This window comes from Silanimonas lenta DSM 16282 (assembly GCF_000429065.1).
GTDB lineage: Bacteria > Pseudomonadota > Gammaproteobacteria > Xanthomonadales > Xanthomonadaceae > Silanimonas > Silanimonas lenta.
The window spans coordinates 1-13,953 of sequence record NZ_AUBD01000005.1 but is presented as its reverse complement, the minus strand read 5'-3'; the positions used below and the strand labels follow the sequence as shown (position 1 = coordinate 13,953).

General features: G+C 71.4%; 15 protein-coding genes and 2 pseudogenes. 9 read left to right on the top strand and 8 right to left on the bottom strand.

Annotated elements, in window-relative coordinates; all coding sequences use genetic code 11:
• Nucleotides 1-16 precede the first annotated feature (16 nt).
• Genes G408_RS0102670 through G408_RS0102650 form a run of 5 tightly spaced genes read right to left on the bottom strand, consistent with a single transcriptional unit; the run spans nucleotide 17 to nucleotide 5,134 of the window.
• Nucleotides 17-811: a thymidylate synthase gene (locus G408_RS0102670; protein ID WP_028769830.1), complete on the bottom strand. Its 795-nt coding sequence runs from the start codon at nucleotides 809-811 to the stop codon at nucleotides 17-19.
• On the bottom strand, nucleotides 811-1,686 hold the full coding sequence (gene lgt / locus G408_RS0102665) for a prolipoprotein diacylglyceryl transferase (RefSeq protein WP_028769829.1): 876 nt from the start codon (nucleotides 1,684-1,686) through the stop codon (nucleotides 811-813). The genes G408_RS0102670 and lgt overlap by 1 nt, the downstream gene beginning before the upstream one ends.
• A gap of 13 nt (nucleotides 1,687-1,699) precedes the next feature.
• Nucleotides 1,700-3,532 carry an EAL domain-containing protein gene (locus G408_RS0102660; protein WP_028769828.1) on the bottom strand — a complete coding sequence of 611 codons (1,833 nt, stop codon included), beginning with the start codon at nucleotides 3,530-3,532 and terminating at the stop codon, nucleotides 1,700-1,702.
• A 16-nt stretch (nucleotides 3,533-3,548) separates the two neighbouring features.
• Complete coding sequence (locus G408_RS0102655; protein WP_028769827.1) at nucleotides 3,549-4,751, bottom strand: class I SAM-dependent rRNA methyltransferase; 1,203 nt, start codon at nucleotides 4,749-4,751, stop codon at nucleotides 3,549-3,551.
• On the bottom strand, nucleotides 4,748-5,134 hold the full coding sequence (locus tag G408_RS0102650) for a diacylglycerol kinase (protein ID WP_028769826.1): 387 nt from the start codon (nucleotides 5,132-5,134) through the stop codon (nucleotides 4,748-4,750). The genes G408_RS0102655 and G408_RS0102650 overlap by 4 nt, the downstream gene beginning before the upstream one ends.
• A gap of 169 nt (nucleotides 5,135-5,303) precedes the next feature.
• On the opposite strand from G408_RS0102650, the gene G408_RS14680 reads away from it, so the two are divergent.
• Together G408_RS14680 and G408_RS0102640 are read left to right on the top strand one after the other, a co-directional pair.
• Nucleotides 5,304-6,002, top strand: coding sequence for a DUF533 domain-containing protein (locus G408_RS14680; RefSeq protein WP_051282541.1), 699 nt, complete (start codon nucleotides 5,304-5,306; stop codon nucleotides 6,000-6,002).
• Nucleotides 6,003-6,033: 31 nt separating this feature from the next.
• Nucleotides 6,034-7,038: a TIGR00266 family protein gene (locus G408_RS0102640; protein WP_028769825.1), complete on the top strand. Its 1,005-nt coding sequence runs from the start codon at nucleotides 6,034-6,036 to the stop codon at nucleotides 7,036-7,038.
• Between the two features lie 34 nt (nucleotides 7,039-7,072).
• Here the strand turns inward: G408_RS0102640 and G408_RS0102635 are convergent, their stop codons facing one another.
• A complete protein-coding gene (locus tag G408_RS0102635) occupies nucleotides 7,073-7,501 on the bottom strand; it encodes a CBS domain-containing protein (RefSeq protein ID WP_028769824.1) in 429 nt (142 codons plus the stop codon).
• 53 nt (nucleotides 7,502-7,554) lie between these two features.
• Nucleotides 7,555-8,538, bottom strand: coding sequence for a glycosyltransferase family 2 protein (locus G408_RS12815; RefSeq protein ID WP_051282540.1), 984 nt, complete (start codon nucleotides 8,536-8,538; stop codon nucleotides 7,555-7,557).
• A 62-nt stretch (nucleotides 8,539-8,600) separates the two neighbouring features.
• On the opposite strand from G408_RS12815, the gene G408_RS0102625 reads away from it, so the two are divergent.
• From G408_RS0102625 to G408_RS0102615, 3 genes are read left to right on the top strand one after another with little or no spacing between them, the layout of a single operon-like run.
• Nucleotides 8,601-8,918: an ArsR/SmtB family transcription factor gene (locus tag G408_RS0102625; protein ID WP_028769823.1), complete on the top strand. Its 318-nt coding sequence runs from the start codon at nucleotides 8,601-8,603 to the stop codon at nucleotides 8,916-8,918.
• 18 nt (nucleotides 8,919-8,936) lie between these two features.
• Nucleotides 8,937-9,320, top strand: a complete 384-nt coding sequence (locus G408_RS0102620) for an arsenate reductase ArsC (protein WP_028769822.1) — start codon at nucleotides 8,937-8,939, stop codon at nucleotides 9,318-9,320.
• Nucleotides 9,317-10,009: an aquaporin gene (locus tag G408_RS0102615; RefSeq protein ID WP_028769821.1), complete on the top strand. Its 693-nt coding sequence runs from the start codon at nucleotides 9,317-9,319 to the stop codon at nucleotides 10,007-10,009. The genes G408_RS0102620 and G408_RS0102615 overlap by 4 nt, the downstream gene beginning before the upstream one ends.
• On the opposite strand, the gene mtgA is transcribed toward G408_RS0102615, so the two are convergent.
• On the bottom strand, nucleotides 9,961-10,710 hold the full coding sequence (mtgA, locus tag G408_RS12810) for a monofunctional biosynthetic peptidoglycan transglycosylase (protein WP_051282539.1): 750 nt from the start codon (nucleotides 10,708-10,710) through the stop codon (nucleotides 9,961-9,963). The two genes, G408_RS0102615 and mtgA, sit on opposite strands and share 49 nt — an antisense overlap.
• A 106-nt stretch (nucleotides 10,711-10,816) precedes the next feature.
• Here mtgA and hslO point away from each other — a divergent pair, with 106 nt between their 5' ends.
• From hslO to G408_RS0102585, 4 genes and pseudogenes are all read left to right on the top strand, one after another.
• Nucleotides 10,817-11,707 carry an Hsp33 family molecular chaperone HslO gene (gene hslO, locus G408_RS0102605; RefSeq protein ID WP_028769820.1) on the top strand — a complete coding sequence of 297 codons (891 nt, stop codon included), beginning with the start codon at nucleotides 10,817-10,819 and terminating at the stop codon, nucleotides 11,705-11,707.
• A gap of 84 nt (nucleotides 11,708-11,791) precedes the next feature.
• A complete protein-coding gene (locus tag G408_RS12805; protein ID WP_051282538.1) occupies nucleotides 11,792-12,733 on the top strand; it encodes a hypothetical protein in 942 nt (313 codons plus the stop codon).
• 188 nt (nucleotides 12,734-12,921) lie between these two features.
• Nucleotides 12,922-13,598: pseudogene (locus G408_RS15215) on the top strand (transposase); the annotation flags it as partial.
• Nucleotides 13,599-13,667: 69 nt separating this feature from the next.
• Nucleotides 13,668-13,953, top strand: a pseudogene (locus G408_RS0102585) (transposase); the annotation flags it as partial.

Sequence of the window (13,953 nt, the reverse complement as noted above, 5' to 3'; positions counted from 1 at the left end):
GGCGAGGCAGGGCCACTCACACCGCCACCGGGGCCTTGATGGCCGGGTGCGGGTCGTAGCCGACGAGTTCGATGTCCTCGTAGCGGAAGGCCAGCAGTTCGCGCACCGCCGGGTTCAGGCGCACCGTGGGCAGGGCGCGGTGCGCACGCGAGAGCTGCTCGCGCACCTGGTCGACATGGTTCGAGTAGATATGGCAGTCGCCGCCGGTCCAGACGAAATCGCCGAGGCCAAGATCGCAGCAGTGGGCGATCATCTGGGTGAGCAGGGCATAGCTGGCGATGTTGAAGGGCACGCCGAGGAACAGGTCGGCCGAGCGCTGGTAGAGCTGGCAGCTCAGCCGGCCCTCGGCCACGTAGAACTGGAACAGGGCATGGCAGGGCATCAGGGCCATGTGCGGCAGGTCGGCCACGTTCCAGGCGCTCACCACCAGACGGCGCGAATCCGGGGTGCGGCGGATCTGCTCCACCACCTCGCTGATCTGGTCGATCGTCCGGCCATCCGGCGCCGCCCAGCTGCGCCACTGCTTGCCGTACACCGGCCCGAGCTCGCCGCGCTCGTCGGCCCACTCGTCCCAGATGCTGACCCCGTTCTCCTTGAGATAGGCGATGTTGGTCTCGCCGCGCAGGAACCAGAGCAGCTCGTGCACCACCGATTTCCAGTGCACCTTCTTGGTGGTGACGAGCGGGAAACCGGCGCCGAGGTCGAAGCGCATCTGCGCCCCGAACACGCTGCGGGTGCCGGTGCCGGTGCGGTCGGTCTTGACCGCGCCGTTCGCCAGAACATGCGCCAGCAGATCGTGGTACGCCTGCATCACGCGCCCTCCTTCCCCAGCACCGGCGCGGTCCGCGAGCGCCAGAGCAGCACCAGGCCGAGGGCCACCAGCGGCAGGCTCAGCACCATGCCCATGGTGAGCCAGCCGAAGGCCAGGTAGCCGTACTGCGGGTCGGGCTGGCGGAAGAACTCGGCGACGATGCGGAACAGGCCGTACAGCAGGGCGAACAGGCCGGAGACGGCATAGCGCGGCCGCGGCCGGCTGCTGAACCACCACAGTGCGAGGAACAGCACCAGGCCCTCGAGGAAGGCCTGCAGCAGCTGCGAGGGGTAGCGGGCATAGGCATCCAGCGCGCCGGTGGCATGCAGCACGCGCAGCTGCTCGATCGACATGCCGCTGTAGTCGCCGAGCGGCGCGCGCGGGAACACCACGCCGAAGGGGCCGCTGGTGAGCCGCCCCCAGAGCTCGCCGCCGATCCAGTTGCCGATGCGGCCAAAGCCGAGGCCGAGCGGCACCAGCGGCGCCACGAAATCCAGGGTGTCGAACCAGTGCATGGCGTGCTTCCGGCACCACCAGGCGCCGGCCAGCATCACGCCGATCAGACCGCCGTGGAAGCTCATGCCGCCGCCACGCACGTTGAACAGCATCAGCGGGTCGGCGAGGAAGGAAGGCAGGTCGTAGAACAGCACGTAGCCGATGCGCCCGCCGAGCAGCACGCCAAGCATGCCGTAGAACAGGAGATCGCCGAAGGCATTCTCGTCGATGCCCGGCAGCCGCCCGGCGCGCAGGCGCCGCCGGCCCAGCCACCAGGCGGCAGCGAAGCCCAGCACGTACATCAGGCCATACCAGTGGATGCCGTAGGGCCAGAAGGGCAGTTCGAGGGCGATGGGATCGATGTCGTGCAGATAGCTCATGCAGTCGTCCGGTTCAGGGGGCCAGCCAGCGCGCGGCGAAGGCCTCGGGTGGCAGGGCCGGGTCGAAGAGGTAGCCCTGAGCGAGTTCGGTACCGAGGGTCTTCAGGAGTTCGCGCTGCGCCGCGGTCTCCACGCCCTCGGCCACCACTTCGAGATCGAGGTGGCGGGCGAGATCGAGCAGGCCGGCCACCACTGCCCGCGCCCTGGGATCACCGTCGGCGCGCAGGCAGAAGCTACGGTCGATCTTGAGGCCGGCGAGCGGCAGGTCGATCAGGTGCGAGAGCGAGGCAAATCCGGTGCCGAAATCGTCCAGCGACACCGGGAAGCCCATGTCGGCGAGATAGCGCAGGGTGGTGGCGGCATCCTCGCCGGCGGCGAACAGGGTGTTCTCGGTCACCTCGCAGACCAGCAGGCCCTCCACGCCGTAGGCACGCACGGTATCGCGCAGCTCGGCCACCAGCACCGGCGACTGCAGCTGCACCGGCGAGAAGTTCACGTGCAGGCGGAAGTCCGGACGGCGCTCGCGCAGGCGGTGGCGGCGTGCCCAGTCGAACAGCTCGCGCAGGAGGGCCATGTGCACCGGCACGATCAGCCCGCTCTCCTCCAGGCGTGGCACGAACTCGGCCGGCGACACCGGGCGGCCGTCGCGGTTCCAGCGCATCAGGGCCTCGGCGCCCACCGCGCGACCATCGGCCAGCGAGACGATGGGCTGCAGGTGGAACTGGAACTCGCGGGCATCGGCGGCACGCCGTACCTCGCGCTCGAGCAGCAGGGCGCTCTCCAGTTCCTCGCGCACCTCGGGCCAGACCACCTCCACCCGCCCGCGCCCCTTGCGTGCGGCACCGAAGGCGGCGGTGAGCGCATCGCGCAGCAGGCGGTCGGCATCGCGCTCGCCACGCGCCCCGGGCACGATGCCCACAGCGGTGCTGAACTCGATGCTGTCGCCATCCGGCGCCCCCATCGGCAGGGCGATGGCACGCTGCAGCCGGCCGGCCATGCGCACCGCCAGGCCCTGCACGCGCTCGCCCACCACCCAGAGGGCGAAGGTATCGTCGGCCACCCGGCCGAGATGCGCCGCCGGTACCAGTTGGCCAATCCGCGCGGCCGCCTCGGCCATCACCGCATCGGCGAAATCGCCGCCGTAGCGGTGGGCCAGGCTGCGCAGGCGTTCGAGGTCGAGGGCGATCACCGCCAGATCCTCGCCCTCGTGCAGCCCGGCCACCGCCTGCGAAAGGCGGTCGACGAACAGGCTGCGCCCGGGCAGGCCGGTAGCGGCATCGAACAGCAGCTCACGGCGGCGCTCGTCCTCGTTGGCGGCCATGCGCAGGCGGTCGTGGCGTTGCGAGAGGATGCCGCTCAACGAGGCCAGGAAGACCTGCTCCGGCCCGGTCCAGCGACGCGGCGGGCCCACGTGCTCGAGGCAGAGCACGCCCACGATCTCGCCGAACTCGCAGATCGGCACGTCGAGCAGGGCGCCGATGCCGAGCGGCCGCAGATAGCCCTCGGCGAGCTCGCAGGTACGCGGATCGGCGCAGGCATCCTCGGCCGCCAGCACCATCAGGTCCTCGATGGCGCGGAAGTAGGCCGGGGCCATGGCCACCGGCACCTCGATGGCGGGGTCGAGATCGACCCTGCCCTGCTCGAAGGCCACCATGCAACGCAGGCCCTGGCGCCCGGGCAGCCACTGCCACAGGCCGGCCCGCGCCACCCCGAGCAGGCGGGCGGTTTCGGCGAGGATCCGGCCCAGGGCCTCCGGAGCATCGTCCTGGGCCCACTGGTGCAGGCGCTTCAGGGCCCCGGTGAACTCGGCGGGCGGAGAAGCGGGGGGCGGAGGAGCAGAGGCCATGACGGCAGTATCGCGCTCAGGCCGGCAGCACGCGGAACAGCGCGCCCTTGAGATATTCGGTTTCCGGGATGGCCGGATGGATGGGGTGGTCCGGCCCCTGGGCGAGGAATTCCAGCAGCTGGGCCTGGCGGTCGAGGTGCCGCGCCCCGGCCTGCACGGCCTCGACGAGGGCGGCGCGGGGGAAGTGGTGGCTGCAGGAGCAGGCCACCAGCAGGCCATCCTTCGCCAGCACCTGCATCGCCGCCTCGAACACCCGGCGGTAGGCCAGCGCCCCTTCCTTGAAGTCCTTCCGCCGCTTGATGAAGGCGGGCGGATCGACGATGACCACATCCCAGCGCCGGCGCCCGGCACGGGCATCGCGGAGGAATTCGAAGGCATCCGCGACCTGCGCCTCGACGCGGTCGGCCAGGCCATTGCGCGCGGCATTCGCGCGCACCGCCTCGATCGCCCGGGCCGAGGCATCGACACACTCGGCCCGGCCGGCGCCCGCCGCCAGGGCGCGCAGACCCCAGCCACCGGCGAAACTGAAGAGATCGAGCACCGAGCGGCCCGCGAACCAGGGCGCGAGGCGGTCGCGGTTGCTGCGCTGGTCGTAGAACCAGCCGGTCTTCTGGCCTTCCAGCACGTCGGCAGCGAACACCAGCCCGGCCTCACGCACCTCGACCGGCCCCTCCACCGGCAGGCCGCGCACCTGCACGCTGCTGTCGAGGCCCTCCACTGTCCGGGCGCTGCTGTCGTTCTTCCACACCAGGCTGCGCGGCTTCAGCACCCTGTCGAGGGCCTCGCTGATCTCCTCCTGCAGGCGATCCATGCCGGCCGTGGTGGCCTGGGCCACCAGCACCTCGCCGAAGCGGTCCACCGTCAGGCCCGGCAGGCCGTCGGCCTCGCCGAACACCAGCCGGTAGTAGGGCTCGGCGTAGCGGCGCTCGCGCAGGGCCAGAGCCACGTTCAGCCGGTGCACGAACAGGGAGCGGTCGAGGGCGTGGCCACCGCGGTCGACGAGCCGGGCGGCGATCAGGGTGTTCGGATGCGCATAGCCGCTGCCCAGGATCTTGCCGGCGTGGTCGAGCAACTGCACCGGCTGCCCCGGCGCGAGGGCCGACAGCGGGGTACGGCCCACGTCCACCTCGTTGCTGAACACCCAGAGGTGGCCGGCGCGCAGGCGGCGTTCCTCGCCCCGGCGCAGGATGAGCGGCACGAGCTGCGTCCCGCCGCTCATGCCAGCACCCGCGGCAGCAGGATCAGGCCCCAGCAGGCCAGCACGTTCATGTCGCAGAGGAAGACCGCCGCCGAGCCCATGTCCTTGGCCCGCTTGGCCATCTCGTGCCACTCGCTGCCGAAGCGGTCGACCACCGCCTCCACCGCCGAGTTCACCACCTCGACGATCAGCACCAGCATCAGGCTGCCGACGAGGATCGCCCGCTCCACGCCGTTCTCCCCCAACCACAGCGCCAGCGGCGCCAGCAGCAGGAAGAGGTAGACCTCGAGCCGAAACGAGCTCTCCAAGCGCCAGGTCGCCGAAAGCCCCTGCATCGACCACTGGAAGGCCCGCCAGACCCGGAAAGGGCTGCGCGGGGCGTGGCTGTCGATGCTGTCGGCCATGGGCGCGGGAAATCCTTGGGGGCGATGCCGGAAACGGGCCTGGGGCGGCAAAGTCTGACACAGGCCACCCGGCCGGGTCGGCAGGACTTCCGGCACTGCGCCATCCTCACGCGCTCTGCAAGGCTGCCCGCCGCATCGTTGGCATCCCCCATGGACCCGAGGAGATCCCATGCTGAACCCCGAACGCCTGCTGCAGCAGATGATGAGGGAAGCCCTGGGCGGCAGCCTGGGCGGCAAGCGCCGACCAGCGAAGAAAGCCAGCGGTCTTGGCGGCCTGCTCGGCGGCACGGTGGGCGGCATGTCCACCGCCACCAAGGCGAAGGTCGGACTCGGCCTGCTCGGCGTGGCCATCGCCGCCTACGAACACTACCGCAGCAGCAATGCGAATGCCCCGGCCGTCGGCGCCCCCCGGCCGCCCGCCAGTCCACCCCCGCCTCCGCCCCCGCCCGGAACCCCGGCCCAAGCCAGCCCCGCCCCCGGCGCACCTCCGCCGCCTCCGGGCGCCCCCGCCGTGGCCGCCGGCGCCGGCGAGGAGGCCATGCACCTGCTGCGCGCCATGATCTGCGCCGCCGCCGCCGATGGCCTGATCGACGCCGAGGAGCGCGAACGCATCCTCGGCAGCGCCCGCGAGGCCGGCCTCGACCGGGAGGATCTGGATGCTCTGGAAGGGGAGCTGGCCGCGCCGCTCACCCTGCCGCAGCTGCTCGCCCGTACCCGTCCTGCCCAGCGCGAGCAGGTCTATGTGGCCTCGCTGATCGCCATCGGCCGCGAGACCGAGGCCGAGCGCCAGCACCTCGACGCCCTGGCCCACGGCCTTGGCCTGGATGCCGCCGCCCGCGAGCGCCTGCACACCGAGCTCGGCCTCTGAAGCCCTCTCCCCCACCCCCCGGAGTTCCCCCATGCATCAGTGGTATCTCAGCTACAACGGCCAGACCATGGGCCCGCTCGACGAGGCCGCGGCCCGCCAGCAGGCCAGCCTCAATCCCAACGGCCACTGCTGGCGCGCCGGCTTCGCCGAATGGGTGCCGATCGCCGCCTGCGCCGAACTGCGCGCCGAATCGGTGGCCGGCAACGTCACCACTCCGCCGCCGCTCGGCGGCATCGCCGGCCAGCGTGCCGATGCCATCGACTACCGCATCTACGGCGAGGACATGCAGTTCGTCGAGATCGAGCTCGATCCCGGCGAATCCGCCGTGGCCGAGGCCGGGGCCATGATGTACAAGGACGCCGTGGTGCGGATGGAAACCGTGTTCGGCGACGGCCGCGATGGCGGCGGCGGCTTCATGGACAAGCTGCTCGGCGCCGGCAAGCGGGTGATCACCGGCGAATCGCTGTTCACCACCGTGTTCACCCACGGCGGCAGCACAGGCAAGGCAAAGGTGGCCTTCGCCTCGCCTTACCCCGGCACCATCGTGCCGATGACGCTCGCGAACTACGGCGGCCGCATCATCTGCCAGAAGGACAGCTTCCTTGCCGCGGCGCGCGGAGTCAGCATCGGCATCCACTTCCAGCGCAAGGTGATGACCGCGCTGTTCGGCGGCGAGGGCTTCATCATGCAGAAGCTCGAGGGCGACGGCCTGGTCTTCGTACATGCCGGCGGCAGCATCCTCGAGCGCCAGCTCGGTCCCGGCGAGCGCCTCGACATCGATACCGGCTGCGTGGTGGCCTACACCGACACCGTGAGCTTCGACATCAAGAGCGTCGGCTCGGTGAAGTCCATGCTGTTCGGCGGCGAGGGCGTGTTCCTCGCCACCCTCACCGGCCCCGGCAAGGTCTGGATCCAGTCGCTGCCCTTCTCCAGGCTCGCCGGCCGCATGCTGCAGGCGGCGCTGAAGCCCGGACGCGAGGAAGGCTCGGTGCTCGGCGGCCTTGGCCGCATCCTCGACGGCGACAACCGCTTCTGACGCCGGGCAGGGCCGGCGGCGCGCGCCGCCGGTCTCAGCTGGCGATGTAGGCCTGGAGCTGGTCGATCTCCTCGGCCTGCTCCTCGATCACGGTCTTGAGCAGGTCGCCGATCGACACCACCCCGAGCAGCACCCCGTCCTCCACCACCGGCAGGTGGCGGAAGCGCAGCTCGGTCATCAGCTGCATGCACTCGCGGGCCCGCTGCGAGGGCGTCACGGTGCGCACCGGCGAGGTCATGATGGCCGACACCGGCGTGCTGGCCGAGGCCCGGCCCTGCAGCACCACTTTCCGGGCGTAGTCGCGCTCGGTCATGATCCCGACGAGTTCGCCGCCGTCCATCACCAGCACCGCGCCGACACTGCTCTCGGCCATGCGCTTGAGGGCCTCGAGCACCGAGTCCTGCGGCGAGACGGTGACCAGCGGAGTGTCCTTGCCATCGAGGATCTGACGCACGCTGCGCATTGCCCGGCTCCGGTGTGTGCCTGGTCCCGATCATACCCCCGCCGCCTGCGGCCTCAAGGGGGCAGGCGCGCCTCGTCGACGAGGTAGAGCGGCCGCTGCTTGGCCTCGAGGTAGAGCCGCCCGAGGTACTCGCCGATGATGCCGAGCGCCATCAGCTGCAGGCCGCCGAGGAAGGCCACCGCCACCATCAGGCTCGGCCAGCCGGCCACCGGGTCGCCCCAGAGCAAGGTCTTCAGGATGATCCACAGGCCGTAGACGAAGGCACCCGCGGCACTGACGAGGCCGACGTAGGTCGCCACGCGCAGCGGCACCGTGGAAAAGCCGGTGATGCCCTCCAGCGCCAGGTTCCACAGCCGCCAGTAGTTGAACTTGCTGGTGCCGGCAAGCCGGGGGGCGCGCTCGTAGTCGAAGGCCTCGGCGCGGAAGCCCACCCAGGCGAACAGGCCCTTCATGAAGCGCTGGCGCTCGCGCAGGCCGCGCAGGGCGGCCACGGCGCGCGGGCCGAGCAGGCGGAAATCGCCGGTGTCGCGCGGGATCGGGGTGTCGGAGAGGGCATTGATGACACGGTAGAAGGCCGCCGCCGTGGCGCGCTTGAGCCAGGGCTCGCCCTCGCGCCGGGTGCGCCGGCCATACACCACCTCGGCCCCGGCCCTCCAGCGCGCCACGAGGGCCGGCACCAGTTCCGGCGGGTCCTGGCCATCGGCGTCCAGCACCACCACCGCAGCGCCCTCGGGCACATGGTCGAGGCCGGCGGTCAACGCCAGCTCCTTGCCGAAGTTTCGGCTCAGGCGCAACGCCCCCACCCGGTCCGGCGCCCCGGCGACGAAGCCCTGCAGCAGATCCCAGGTGGCATCGCGGCTGCCGTCGTCCACGTAGAGCAGGCGCACGCCCGGCCCCAGGCCCTCGGCCACGGCCAGCAGGCGAGGGTGCAGCAGCGGCAGGCTGGCCGCCTCGTCGCGGGCGGCCACCAGCAGCACCAGGTCGACGGCCGCCGGACTGGCCGGCGGCGCCTTATTCGCGTCATGGGCGTCGTGCATCCGCCGAGCATAGCCAGCCACGGGGCTTGCCTTCACGATTCGTTAATTCCAGAATCATCGAAATGAACCAGTCCGACGCCGTCGCCGCCCTTGCCGCCCTCGCCCAGCCCCACCGTCTGGCGGCCTTCCGCGCCCTGGTGCAGGCCGGGCACGGCGGACTATCGGTGGGGGAACTGCGCGAGGCCCTGGGCCTGCCGCCCGCCACCCTCACCGGCCACCTCAACGTGCTGCGCCGCGCCGGCCTGGTGCACGACGCCCGCGAGGGCCGCTCGATCCGCGTCCATGCCGCCCTCGGGCGCATGGATGCTCTCCTCGCCTACCTCACCGAAAACTGCTGCGGCGGCCAGCCCTGCGCCCCGCGTGCCCCCGCCTGCTACTGACACTGAGCCCCAAAGCCAATGAAACGCGTGCTGTTCGTCTGCGTGGAAAACGCCAACCGCTCCCAGATGGCTGAGGCCTTCGCCCGCCTGCACGGCGGCCCCGGGGTGGAGGCCCTGAGCGCCGGATCGAAGCCCTCGGGCCTGATCAACCCCAAGGCCATCCGCTTCATGGCCGAGCGCGGCTACGACCTCGCCGCACACGACTCCAAGTCGCTCGACGAGATCGGGGGCGAGTTCGATGCCGTCATCACCATGGGCTGCGGCGATTCCTGCCCTTGGGTACCGGCGCGGATCCGCGAGGACTGGGCCCTGCCCGATCCCAAGCACATGGACGACGAGGGCTATCGCGCCGTGCGCGACACCATCGAGGCCAAGGTGCGCGAACTGTTGGCCCGGCTGTGAGCGCGGCGAACCTTCCCCGCGCCCTGGCCGCCGAGGCCCTGGGCAGCCTCGCCCTGCTCGCCACCGTGGTGGGCAGCGGCATCATGGGCGTGGCGCTCTCGGACGGGAACGACGGCATCGCCCTGCTGGCCAATGCCGCCGCCACCGCAGGGATCCTCGTGGTGCTGATCAGCGTGCTCGGGCCGCTCTCCGGCGCACATTTCAATCCGGCGGTCTCGCTGGTGATGGCCCTGCGCGGCGACCTGCCCTGGCGGCACTTCGCCGCCTATGTGCCGGCGCAGGTGGCGGGCGCGGTGGCCGGCGTGCTGCTGGCGCATGCCATGTTCGACCTCGAGCTCCTCCAGCCGGGCACCCGGGTACGCAGCGGCCCTTCGCAATGGCTGAGCGAGGGCGTGGCCACCGCCGGCCTGCTGCTCACGATCCTCCTCGCCCTGCGCCACCGCCCGGCGGCCATCCCCGGCCTCGTGGCGGCCTACCTCTTCGCCGCCTACTGGTTCACCGCCAGCACCTCCTTCGCCAACCCGGCGGTCACCGTGGCGCGCAGCCTCACCCGCAGCTTCGCCGGCATCCAGCCCGCCGACGTGCCGGGCTTCGTGCTGGCCCAGCTCGCCGGCGCGCTCCTGGCCCTGGCCGTGGCGGGCTACCTGCTGCCCGCGCCGCCGGGCACCCCGCAGCAGGGCGCGAGGTAATCCGGCCCGCCGAGGTTGCGGGCCTGCGCCTCGATCCAGCGCTGCCGCCGCAGCACGTACGGGCCGGGAGCGTCCGCGCGGTAGCGCCGCGGGCTCGGCAGCACCGCGGCAAGGCGGGCGCTCTCCGATGCCGTGAGCGCCGCCGCCGGCTTTTCGAAGAAGCGCCGGGCCGCCGCCTCGGCGCCATACACCCCATCACCGAACTCGGCGACATTGGCATACACCTCCAAGATGCGCCGCTTCGGCCACAGCAGCTCGACGAGCCCGGTGTACCAGGCCTCCAGCCCCTTGCGCAGCCAGCTGCGTCCGCTCCACAGGAACAGGTTCTTCGCCACCTGCTGGCTGATGGTGCTGGCCCCGCGCACCCGGCGACCCTGCGCGTTGTGCTCGATGGCGCGCTCGATGGCCTCGAGGTCGAAGCCGCGGTGTTCGGGGAAGCGCTGGTCCTCGGCCGCCACCAGGGCGATCGGCAGTTGCGGCGAGAGCCGCTCCCAACCCACCCAGCGGTAGTCCAGACGGAATCCCGCCTCGTCGCCGCGCCAGGCCTCCCAGCGCCGCTCCAGCATCATGCCGCTCACCGGCGGATCGACGAAGCGCAGCGCCAGCACCTGCAGCACGGTGGTGGCCACGAACAGCAGGGGCAACTGCCAGAGCAGGCGCCGCAGCCGGGCCAACCCGCCACGGCGGCGCCCGCCCTTCATGCCGGCCCCCGTTCGGGCAGGGTTTCCCCGCCTCGCGCTACCATCGCCACCTCCCTTGATCCGACCGCGAAGCGTGGCGCCCGCGCGCCGCGCTGTCCACGCCCCCATGCGAAGCACCGACACCCTCACCCGCTTCCTCATCGAGCACACCGGCGTCCGCGGGGTGCTGGTGAGCCTCGACGGCACCTGGCGCGAGATCGCCGGCCGCGCCCCCTACCCGCCGGCCGTGGCCCGGCTGCTCGGCGAGACGGCCGCCGCCGCCGCCCTGTTCTGCGGCCACGTGAAGGTGGACGGGCGCCTGAGCCTGCAGCTTCGCGGCAGCGGCGCCCTGCGCAGCCTGTTCGTGGAATGCACCTCGATGGGCACCCTGCGCGGCCTCGCCCGCCACGCCGAGGCGGTGCCGGACGCCCTCGGCCCGCGCGACTTCGGCGAGGGCGCGATGCTTGCGATCACCATCGAGACCCTGCCCCCGGGCCAGCGCGAGATGCAGCGCTACCAGGGCATGGTGGGCCTGGAGGCCGACAGCCTGCGCGCCGCCTTCGAAGCCTATTTCCGCCAGTCCGAGCAGCTGCCCACCGCCCTGCTGCTGGCCGCCAACGGCGAGCGCGCCGCCGGCCTGATGCTGCAGAAGCTGCCGGGCGAGACCGGCGACGAGGACGCCTGGCGGCGGGTCGAGGCCCTGTTCGACACCCTGCACGCCCCGGAGCTGCTGGCCGGCCCCGACACCGATCTGCTCTGGCGCCTGTTCCACGAGGACGGCGTGCGGGTGCTCTCGCAGCAGCCCCTCGCCTTCCATTGCTCCTGCTCGATGGCCCGGGTGGAGGAGATGTTCCGGGGCCTGGGCGAGGCCGAGGCCCTGGCCGCCCTCCACGAGGGCGAGGCCCAGGTCCACTGCGAGTTCTGCGGCCGCGACTACCGGCTGGACACGGCCCGGATGCAGGCCCTGTTCGCCCCGGGCGCCCGGCCCAACGCCAGTGGAAGCCCGGGGCTGCAGTAGCCCGCCACCGGGTTAAGACATCGTAAAAAGATGCTACACTCGGCGAACCGGGAACTCCCGGCGCCGTCTGCACTCCGACGCTCCATGCGCCCCCTGCTCGCTCTCGCCATCGCCGCCGCCCTCGCCCTCCCGGCCCCGGGCGTGCTGGCGCGCGCCGGCGGCGCCGGCGCGGCGCCCGAGGCGCCGGCCACCGAGGCCGCCTCCGCGCTGCCGGTGCCGGTGTGGAACAGCCACAGCGGCAAGCTCGAGGCCGTACTCTGGATCGATACCGCCGGCCTGCCCGCGCAGGCCGGGAACCCTCCGGCCCTGGGCCTGCGCTGGAGCGCCCGTGACGGCCTGGCGAGCGGCTCCCTGACCGCCCGCCTCGATCCCGGCCTCGGCCTGCTCTGCGGCCAGGGCGGCGGCAGCGTCGACCGCCTGAGCGAGCAGTGCCTGGTCGCCCAGCTCGGCCGTCCGGCGCAGCCTGCCGGTCAGCTCGGCGCCCAGGCCAGCGTGCGCATCGGCCGCAGCGAGTGGACCGGCTACAGCGCCCTGCGCCGCAGCCATACCGAAGGCCTGCTGCCGGGCACCAACGTGGCCCTGCACATGCCGGAACTGCTGCCGCTCGCTGGCGCCCCCGGCCTCGGGATCGAGCAGCAGGACCTCGGCATCGTCGGCGAACTGCGCCTCGGCCAGCAGGGCTGGGTCCGGGTGGGCGGCACCATCGCCCGCGCCCGCCTGATGCCGGCGGATGCCGTGCTGCCGGGCAGCGTGGCCCCGAGCTGGAACAGCCGCACCCTCTCCGTGGGCGGCGGCTATGGCGATCTTGGCGGCGAAGTCGTGGGCCGCGTGGTGCGCGTGCCCGGCGACCCGGAGGCCTATGGCACCCTCGGTCTTGGCGTGACCTGGCGCACCCCCTGGTCGGCCCGCCTCACCGTCGGCGCGCAGAACCTGCTCAGCACCGGCGAGAACCCGATCACCCCGCGGACCGGCGACGAGCGCGAAGAGGGCCGCGTGCCCTACGTGCGCTACCAGCAGGATCTCTGAGTGACCTCGTAACCTCTCCCGTCAAGCGGACAGTTCGAAAGTAGAGTCTCTTGCCTCTTGGTGATTGCGGTACTCGGCAGGGGTCATTCCGCCGAGGGCGTCATGGGGTCGGTGCTCGTTGTTGACCTGCCCCCACTGAGCCGTACCACTCGAATCTAGGTAAAGTCCGTCACCCAGAGAGGACGGACATGCGCAAGAGTCGTTTCACCACGGAACAGATCATCGGGTTCATCAAGCAGGCCGAGGCCGGCATGGCGGTGTCGGAGTTTGGCCGGCAACACGGCTTCAGTCCGGCCAGCTTCTACGCCTGGCGGGCCAAGTACGGCGGTATGGAGGCCGAAGACGCCAAGCGCCTGAAGGAGCTGGAGTCGGAGAACAACCACCTGAAGCGGCTGCTGGCTGAAGCGCACCTGGACATCGAAGCGCTCAAGGTTGGCTTCGGGGTAAAACGCTAGCCCCGCAACGCAAGCGCGAGGCGGTCCGGCGCATGCTCGAACTCACGACGTTGAGCGAGCGCCGGGCCTGCCGCCTTGCGGGGCTGTCCCGCGATGCCTTCCGCCATCCGCCCGAGCCGGTGCCTGCGACGCAGGCGCTGTCGGCGCGCATCATCGAACTGGCGCAGGTGCGCCGCAGGTTCGGCTATCGCCGCCTGCACGACCTGCTGCGCCCGGAGTATCCGACCGTGAACCACAAGAAGGTCTACCGCCTCTATCGCGAAGCGAACCTAGCCGTGCGCCGTCGCAAGAAGGCTCGCAGGCCGTCCAGCGAGCGCCAGCCATTGGCGTCTGCGACGGCGCCCAACGCGGTCTGGAGCATGGATTTCGTCAGCGACGCGCTGGCCAACGGGCGCCGACTGAAGTGCCTGTGACCTGCCTGGCGATTTTCGGTCCAGTTGAAAGTTGAGAGGATGGCTCCCGACGAAGACGAGGAGCCCATGCGTAAGTCCCGATTCACCGAAGAGCAGATGGTCAAGATCCTGCGGGAGGCCGACCGATCCCCCGTGGCGGAAGTGGCCAGGAAGCACGGCGTCAGCGAGCAGACCCTGTACCTGTGGCGGAAGCGCTACGGGCAACTGGAGGCGGCGGATGTGAAGCAGCTGCGCACCCTGCAGCAGGAAAACGCCCGCCTCAAGAAGCTGCTGGCCGAGCGCGACCTCGAGATCGAGGTCATGAAGGAGATCACCGCAAAAAAGTGGTGAGCGCGCCGGCACGGCGCGCACT

Bases quoted from the DNA above. Each gene is read 5' to 3' on its own strand.
- G408_RS0102670 (WP_028769830.1), bottom strand. From the start codon at position 811: ATGCAGGCGTACCACGATCTGCTGGCGCATGTTCTGGCGAACGGCGCG.
- lgt (WP_028769829.1), bottom strand. From the start codon at position 1,686: ATGAGCTATCTGCACGACATCGATCCCATCGCCCTCGAACTGCCCTTC.
- G408_RS0102660 (WP_028769828.1), bottom strand. From the start codon at position 3,532: ATGGCCTCTGCTCCTCCGCCCCCCGCTTCTCCGCCCGCCGAGTTCACC.
- G408_RS0102655 (WP_028769827.1), bottom strand. From the start codon at position 4,751: ATGAGCGGCGGGACGCAGCTCGTGCCGCTCATCCTGCGCCGGGGCGAG.
- G408_RS0102650 (WP_028769826.1), bottom strand. From the start codon at position 5,134: ATGGCCGACAGCATCGACAGCCACGCCCCGCGCAGCCCTTTCCGGGTC.
- G408_RS14680 (WP_051282541.1), top strand. From the start codon at position 5,304: ATGCTGAACCCCGAACGCCTGCTGCAGCAGATGATGAGGGAAGCCCTG.
- G408_RS0102640 (WP_028769825.1), top strand. From the start codon at position 6,034: ATGCATCAGTGGTATCTCAGCTACAACGGCCAGACCATGGGCCCGCTC.
- G408_RS0102635 (WP_028769824.1), bottom strand. From the start codon at position 7,501: ATGCGCAGCGTGCGTCAGATCCTCGATGGCAAGGACACTCCGCTGGTC.
- G408_RS12815 (WP_051282540.1), bottom strand. From the start codon at position 8,538: ATGCACGACGCCCATGACGCGAATAAGGCGCCGCCGGCCAGTCCGGCG.
- G408_RS0102625 (WP_028769823.1), top strand. From the start codon at position 8,601: ATGAACCAGTCCGACGCCGTCGCCGCCCTTGCCGCCCTCGCCCAGCCC.
- G408_RS0102620 (WP_028769822.1), top strand. From the start codon at position 8,937: ATGAAACGCGTGCTGTTCGTCTGCGTGGAAAACGCCAACCGCTCCCAG.
- mtgA (WP_051282539.1), bottom strand. From the start codon at position 10,710: ATGAAGGGCGGGCGCCGCCGTGGCGGGTTGGCCCGGCTGCGGCGCCTG.
- hslO (WP_028769820.1), top strand. From the start codon at position 10,817: ATGCGAAGCACCGACACCCTCACCCGCTTCCTCATCGAGCACACCGGC.
- G408_RS12805 (WP_051282538.1), top strand. From the start codon at position 11,792: ATGCGCCCCCTGCTCGCTCTCGCCATCGCCGCCGCCCTCGCCCTCCCG.